This window comes from Streptomyces sp. NPDC054887 (assembly GCF_053610585.1).
In genome coordinates this window covers 121,804-128,409 of sequence record NZ_JBSGYQ010000016.1, presented here as the reverse complement: position 1 = coordinate 128,409, position 6,606 = coordinate 121,804, and the positions used below count along the sequence as shown (strand labels likewise).

Annotated in this window: 6 protein-coding genes and 1 rRNA gene; all 7 read left to right on the top strand. The window is 68.2% G+C overall.

The genetic code is table 11. From position 1 onward, the window contains the following. A 5S ribosomal RNA gene (gene rrf / locus ACWGH0_RS12425) occupies positions 1-88 on the top strand; the annotation flags it as partial. A 147-nt stretch (positions 89-235) separates the two neighbouring features. Continuing rightward, a complete protein-coding gene (locus ACWGH0_RS12420) occupies positions 236-844 on the top strand; it encodes a CDP-alcohol phosphatidyltransferase family protein (RefSeq protein WP_028815120.1) in 609 nt (202 codons plus the stop codon). A gap of 121 nt (positions 845-965) precedes the next feature. Next, positions 966-3,461: a sugar phosphate nucleotidyltransferase gene (locus ACWGH0_RS12415; protein ID WP_453404119.1), complete on the top strand. Its 2,496-nt coding sequence runs from the start codon at positions 966-968 to the stop codon at positions 3,459-3,461. A gap of 97 nt (positions 3,462-3,558) precedes the next feature. Then, a complete protein-coding gene (locus ACWGH0_RS12410) occupies positions 3,559-4,479 on the top strand; it encodes a DUF881 domain-containing protein (protein WP_453404118.1) in 921 nt (306 codons plus the stop codon). Further along, entirely contained in the window at positions 4,476-4,808 is a 333-nt protein-coding gene (locus tag ACWGH0_RS12405) for a small basic family protein (protein WP_023543062.1), read from the top strand. Before ACWGH0_RS12410 ends, ACWGH0_RS12405 begins: the two co-directional genes overlap by 4 nt. Positions 4,809-4,813: 5 nt before the next feature. Beyond that, positions 4,814-5,611: a DUF881 domain-containing protein gene (locus ACWGH0_RS12400; RefSeq protein WP_453404117.1), complete on the top strand. Its 798-nt coding sequence runs from the start codon at positions 4,814-4,816 to the stop codon at positions 5,609-5,611. Positions 5,612-5,693: 82 nt separating this feature from the next. Then, positions 5,694-6,605 (top strand): FHA domain-containing protein, encoded by a 912-nt coding sequence (locus tag ACWGH0_RS12395; RefSeq protein ID WP_453404129.1) that lies wholly within the window; start codon positions 5,694-5,696, stop codon positions 6,603-6,605. Position 6,606 lies beyond the last annotated feature (1 nt).

The window sequence follows — 6,606 nt, the reverse complement described above, 5'->3', positions numbered from 1 at the left end:
CGGTTACATTCCGAACCCGGAAGCTAAGCCTTTCAGCGCCGATGGTACTGCAGGGGGGACCCTGTGGGAGAGTAGGACGCCGCCGAACAATCATTGTGGGAAAGCCCCGCACCATTCATGGTGCGGGGCTTTTCTGCGTTCAGGCACCGCTCGGGACCCCTGTGTGCCCGGTGGCGGTCGCTGAGGGTAGGGTCGGGGGCGCATCATCGGCACGTTCCCCACAGGAGGCCCCCGGGTGGAGGTCCAGGAGACCCGCGTTCAGACGGACCGGGTGCTCACCATCCCGAACATCCTCAGCATGGCTCGCCTCGCAGGCGTGCCCTTGTTTCTGTGGCTGATTCTCCTGCCCGTGTTCGGTGGGCCCAAGAGCGACGGCTGGGCATTGCTGGTGCTGATGCTTAGTGGCATCAGCGACTATCTCGACGGAAAGCTCGCCCGCCGCTGGAATCAGATCAGCAAGCTGGGGCGACTGCTCGACCCGGCTGCCGACCGGCTGTACATCCTTTCCACGCTGCTCGGCCTCACCTGGCGCGAGATCCTGCCCCTCTGGCTCACTGCCGCCCTTTTGGCCCGTGAGCTGATGCTGCTGGTGATGGTGGGCATCCTCCGTAAGCACGGCTATCCGCCGCCGCAGGTGAACTTCCTCGGGAAGGCCGCCACGTTCAACCTGATGTACGCCTTCCCGTTGCTGCTTCTCAGTGACGGAAACGGCTGGTTGCCGTCACTGGCTGCTATTTTCGGATGGGCGTTCGCCGGATGGGGTACAACTCTGTATTGGTGGGCAGGAATCCTTTACGTGGTCCAGGTCCGCCGGCTGGTCAAGGCGGAGACCGCGGCCGATTGAGCCTGTCGATGCCGGTGCTGGCTGTTCCAGCCCCGGATTGGTGCGCACGATGCCTCTCGCGGCAGTCCCGCACGGGTGAAGTCGGCTAGACCGTCGTCTCTTCGAGGAGGACTTTCCCGACATGAAGGCCGTCGTGATGGCTGGTGGCGAGGGCACACGCCTTCGCCCCATGACCTCGAGCATGCCCAAGCCGCTCCTGCCGGTCGCCAACCGGCCGATCATGGAGCACGTGCTGCGGCTGCTCAAGCGGCATGGGCTCAGTGAAACCGTCGTAACCGTGCAGTTCCTGGCCTCGCTCGTCAAGAACTACTTCGGTGACGGCGAGGAGCTCGGAATGGAGCTCACCTATGCCAATGAGGAGAAGCCACTCGGCACCGCGGGCAGCGTGAAGAACGCCGAGGAAGCGCTGAAGGACGATGCCTTCCTCGTCATCTCCGGCGATGCCCTCACCGACTTCGACCTCACTGATCTGATCAGATTCCACAAGGAGAAGGGCGCACTCGTCACGGTGTGCCTGACCCGTGTGCCGAACCCCCTGGAATTCGGCATCACGATTGTGGACGAGGCGGGAAAGGTCGAGCGGTTCCTGGAGAAGCCCACCTGGGGGCAGGTCTTCTCCGACACCGTGAACACGGGCATCTATGTGATGGAGCCCGAGGTGTTCGAGTATGTGGAAGCGGACGTGTCCGTCGACTGGTCCGGTGACGTCTTCCCTCAGCTGATGAAGGAAGGCAAGCCGATCTACGGCTACATCGCCGAGGGCTACTGGGAGGACGTCGGCACGCACGAGAGCTACGTCAAGGCTCAGGCCGACGTGCTCGAGGGCAAGGTCGACGTCGACCTCGACGGGTTCGAGATCTCTCCGGGCGTGTGGGTCGCGGAAGGCGCCGAGGTGCACCCCGACGCCGTACTGCGCGGGCCCCTCTACATCGGTGACTACGCCAAGGTCGAGGCCGGCGTAGAGCTGCGGGAACACACCGTGGTCGGGTCCAACGTCGTCGTGAAGAGCGGCGCGTTCCTGCACCGGGCCGTCGTGCACGACAACGTCTACATCGGCCAGCACAGCAACCTGCGCGGCTGTGTGATCGGCAAGAACACCGACATCATGCGGGCCGCGCGGATCGAGGACGGCGCTGTCATCGGCGACGAGTGCCTCGTGGGTGAGGAATCGATTGTTCAGGGCAATGTGCGGGTCTACCCGTTCAAGACCGTCGAGGCGGGTGCCTTCGTCAACACCTCGGTGATCTGGGAGTCCCGGGGCCAGGCGCACCTCTTCGGTGCGCGGGGCGTCTCCGGGATCCTGAACGTCGAGATCACTCCCGAGCTGGCGGTGCGCCTCGCGGGCGCCTATGCCACCACGCTCAAGAAGGGGGCGACGGTCACCACCGCGCGCGACCACTCCCGTGGTGCGCGTGCGCTGAAGCGGGCCGTCATCTCCGCGCTGCAGGCGAGCGCCATCGACGTACGCGACCTGGAGAACGTGCCGCTGCCCGTCGCGCGTCAGCAGACGGCGCGGGGCAGCGCCGGCGGCATCATGATCCGTACGACACCCGGTGTTCCGGACTCCGTCGACATCATGTTCTTCGACGAACGCGGCGCCGACCTCTCGCAGGCGGGGCAGCGCAAGCTGGACCGGGTGTTCGCGCGCCAGGAGTACCGGCGGGCCTTCCCCGGCGAGATCGGCGACCTGCACTTCCCGGCGAGCGTGTTCGACTCCTACACGGGGTCTCTGCTGCGGAATCTGGACGTCTCGGGTATCGCGGACGCCGGGCTCAAGGTCGTCGTCGACGCGTCCAACGGAAGCGCCGGGCTCGTGCTGCCCAGCCTCCTGGGACGCCTCGGGGTCGACGCGCTGACCATCAACCCGGGTCTCGACGAGTCCAGGCCCACGGAGACGATCGACTCCCGGCGGTCCGGTCTCGTACGACTCGGTGAGATCGTCGCGTCGGCGCGGGCTGCCTTCGGTGTGCGGTTCGACCCGGTGGGCGAGCGGCTGTCCCTCGTGGACGAGCGCGGACGGATCATCGAGGACGACCGGGCGCTGCTGGTGATGCTCGACCTGGTGGCGGCCGAACGGCGCAGCGGCCGGGTCGCGCTGCCGGTGACGACGACCAGGATCGCGGAGCAGGTCGCGGCGTACCACGGTACGCAGGTGGAGTGGACGACCACCTCGCCCGACGACCTGACCCGGGTCGGCCGCGAGGAGTCGACCATCTTCGGTGGCGACGGGCGCGGCGGCTTCATCATCCCCGAGTTCAGCAGCGTCTTCGACGGCGCCGCGGCCTTCGTGCGGCTGATCGGGCTGGTGGCCAGGACGCAGCTCACGCTGAGCCAGATCGACGCGCGGATACCGCGAGCCCATGTCCTCAAGCGGGATCTGGCCACGCCGTGGGCCGTGAAGGGACTCGTGATGCGTCGCGTGGTCGAGGCGGCCGGGGACAGGTTCGTCGACACCACCGACGGCGTGCGGGTGGTGGAGGCGGACGGTCGGTGGGTCATGGTGCTGCCCGACCCGGCGGAGGCCGTCACCCATCTGTGGGCGGAAGGACCCGACGACGACTCGGCCCAGGCGCTCCTCGACGAGTGGTCGGCGGTCGTGGACAGCGCGGGCCGCTGACGTCCGAGCGGTGTGCCGGACGGCGTGGGACGACGCCGTCCGGCACACCGGTGGGGCCATTCGGCGGTAGCCGCCGTGGCGTGCGACGATGTGCGGCATGTCGCAGCAGTCCCCTGATCGGAGTACGTCTCCGCCACCCCGGCGCCCCGACGCGTCCATGTCGCTGCTGACCAATGTGATGGACCACAGCCTCGACGACGGGTACGCCGAGGCGACTGCGCGCAGACAGGCCGACGGCAGCGCGGGCATGCCCCGCACGCTGCGCGCGAAGCTGGGACTGGCGGCCGGCCTGGTGCTGGCCGCCCTCGTTGTCACGGTGGGTGCGGCGCAGGCGCGCATAGAGGCGCCGGTGATCGCCAAGGAGCGGGAAGAGCTCATCGACCGGGTGGAGGCGGAGACGTCCGCCGCGGACGACCTGGAGCGGAACGTCGACCGGCTCCGCGTCGAGGTGGGGGAGCGGCAGCGCAGGGCGCTGCGGGAACACGGTGGTGACCAGGGCGGCCTGGTGGCGCTGCTGTCCGGTGCGACGGCGGTGCAGGGCCGCGGTGTGAAGCTCGTCGTCGACGACGCGAAGGACACCGAGGAGGGCGGCGGCGGGCCGCGGGAGGGCACCAGCTTCTCCGACACCGGCCGGCTGCGGGACCGGGACATGCAGCGCGTCGTCAACGGTCTGTGGTCCTCGGGCGCGGAAGCGGTGGCCATCAACGGTCAGCGGCTGACCTCCCTCTCGGCGATCCGGGCGGCCGGCGACGCCATACTGGTCGACAACCGGCCGCTGGTGCCGCCGTACACCGTGCTGGCGGTGGGGGACGGGCAGCGCCTGAGTACGGCTTTCCAGGACAGCGCCGACGGCCAGTACCTGCACGTACTCCAGGAGAGCTACGGCATCAGGACCAGCATTTCCGCTCAGGAGCAGGTCCGGCTTCCCGCCGCACCGAGCCTGATCGTACGTACAGCAGAGCCGCTGGTCGCGGGTGCAGGGAAGGCCGCGGCCAACACAGGGAAGGGCACATCGTGATCGCCGTACTGGGCCTCGTCGTGGGAGTCGTGGTCGGACTGTTGGTCCGGCCCGAGGTGCCGGCGGTGGTCGAACCGTATCTGCCGATCGCCGTCGTGGCGGCGCTCGACGCGGTCTTCGGCGGCTTGCGGGCCATGCTCGACGGCATCTTCGTCGACAAGGTCTTCGTGGTCTCCTTCCTGTCCAACGTCGTGGTGGCGGCCCTGATCGTGTTCCTGGGCGACAAGTTGGGCGTCGGCGCGCAGCTGTCCACGGGCGTGGTCGTGGTGTTCGGCATCCGTATCTTCTCCAACGCGGCGGCGATTCGCCGTCACGTGTTCCGGGCGTGAGGCGGATGAGTACAGAAGACAGCCCTCGGCGCGACGAGGAAGAAGCGGCACCCGCGGCTCAGGAGGCGGTCGCGCAGCGGCCGGCGACGGGGCGTCAGAGACTTCTCGCCGGACTGTGGCCGCCGCGGGTGACGCGGGCGCAGCTGATCGTGGCCCTGCTGCTGTTCGTGCTCGGCCTCGGGCTCGCCATCCAGGTCCGGTCGAACAGCGACGACAGCGCCCTGCGGGGAGCGCGGCAGGAGGACCTCGTCCGCATCCTGGACGAGCTGGACGACCGTACGCAGCGGCTCGAGGACGAGAAGCAGAAGCTCGACGACCAGAAGACCGAGCTGGAGAACAGTTCGGACCAGGCGGAAGAGGCGCGCAAGCAGACGCTGGAGAAGGAGCGTCAGCTGGGCGTGCTGGCCGGAACGGTGGCGGCGCAGGGCCCCGGAATCACGTTGACGATCACGGATCCGCACTCCACGGTGGAGGCGGACATGCTCCTGGACGCCATTCAGGAGCTGCGGGCGGCGGGTGCCGAGGCGATCCAGATCAACGACGTCAGGGTCGTCGCGGACACGTACTTCCTCGACGGCGGAAGCGGTGTGCAGGTGGACGGGAAGAAGGTTTCCGCTCCCTACCGCTTCGAGGTGATCGGCAAGCCGCAGGACTTGGAGCCCGCGCTCAACATCCCCGGCGGCGTTGTCCAGACGCTGGAGGAGGAGCGGGCCGTCGTCACCGTGACGCGCTCGCAGAAGATCGTCGTGGACGCCTTGCGACCGGCGAAGCAGCCTGACTACGCTCAGTCGTCGTCGCCGTGAGGCAGGGGCGCATGGGGGCGCGGGGACAAGGGCATGAGGTTGCGGGGGGTCGACGCACAGAAGCTGTGGTGCGTGGTGGAAACTGTTTGGTGGATACGGACGTTGTGAAGATGTCCGGTTCGGCAGGTGTGTTCATTCAGGGTTCGTCCTGCCCCACGGGCGGGTCTGTTTCAGTCAAGGGGAATCGCCCGTGAAGTTGTTTGCGAAGTTGTTCGGCAAGAGCGCACGCGAGGACGGTGCGAACGGCACTGCCCGTCACCGCGCGCCGCGTGGTGGAGAGGTGGAGGAGCAGGGTGGCGAGCGCCCGCTCTTCCGTGACGAGGTCGCCGGTCCCGGCGGTGACATTTCGGGCGGACCGGGCGCGTCGTCTGTTGACCCGGCCGGTCCCGGCCGCATAGGTTTCGGGGAATCAGCCCATGCCCCGCAGGGGCAGCCGCGGCAGGAGGATCCGTCCATGTCGGCCTTGCCGGTTTGTACGAGGTGCGGGCACCGCAATGCCGAGGCCAGCCGTTTCTGCTCCAACTGCGGAGCGCCGCTGCGGGCCGGTGCGGCCGCCGAGCGTCCGTCCGAGACGACGTCGACGATCTCCATCTCGGGGCTCGAGGCGTACGAGGCGGAGGCGACGGGGCAGACCGCCGCTCCCTCGCTGTCACCGGAGGCCCAGGCGGCCGTCGACGCCCTTCCGCTGGGTGCGGCGCTGCTCGTGGTGCGACGCGGTCCCAACTCGGGCAGCCGCTTCCTCCTGGACGGTGAGCTGACCACGGCGGGCAGGCACCCGCAGAGCGACATCTTCCTCGACGACGTGACCGTCTCGCGTCGCCACGTGGAGTTCCGCAGGGGTGCGGACGGCGGTTTCACCGTCTCGGATGTCGGCAGTCTCAACGGCACCTACGTCAACCGCGAGCGGATCGACTCGGTCCCGCTGGCGAACGGTGACGAGGTGCAGATCGGTAAGTACCGGCTGGTCTTCTACGCGAGCCAGCGGGCCATCTGAC

Coding starts and splice junctions, on each gene's coding strand:
- ACWGH0_RS12415 (WP_453404119.1), top strand. CDS start 966: ATGAAGGCCGTCGTGATGGCTGGTGGCGAGGGCACACGCCTTCGCCCC.
- ACWGH0_RS12400 (WP_453404117.1), top strand. CDS start 4,814: ATGAGTACAGAAGACAGCCCTCGGCGCGACGAGGAAGAAGCGGCACCC.
- ACWGH0_RS12410 (WP_453404118.1), top strand. CDS start 3,559: ATGTCGCAGCAGTCCCCTGATCGGAGTACGTCTCCGCCACCCCGGCGC.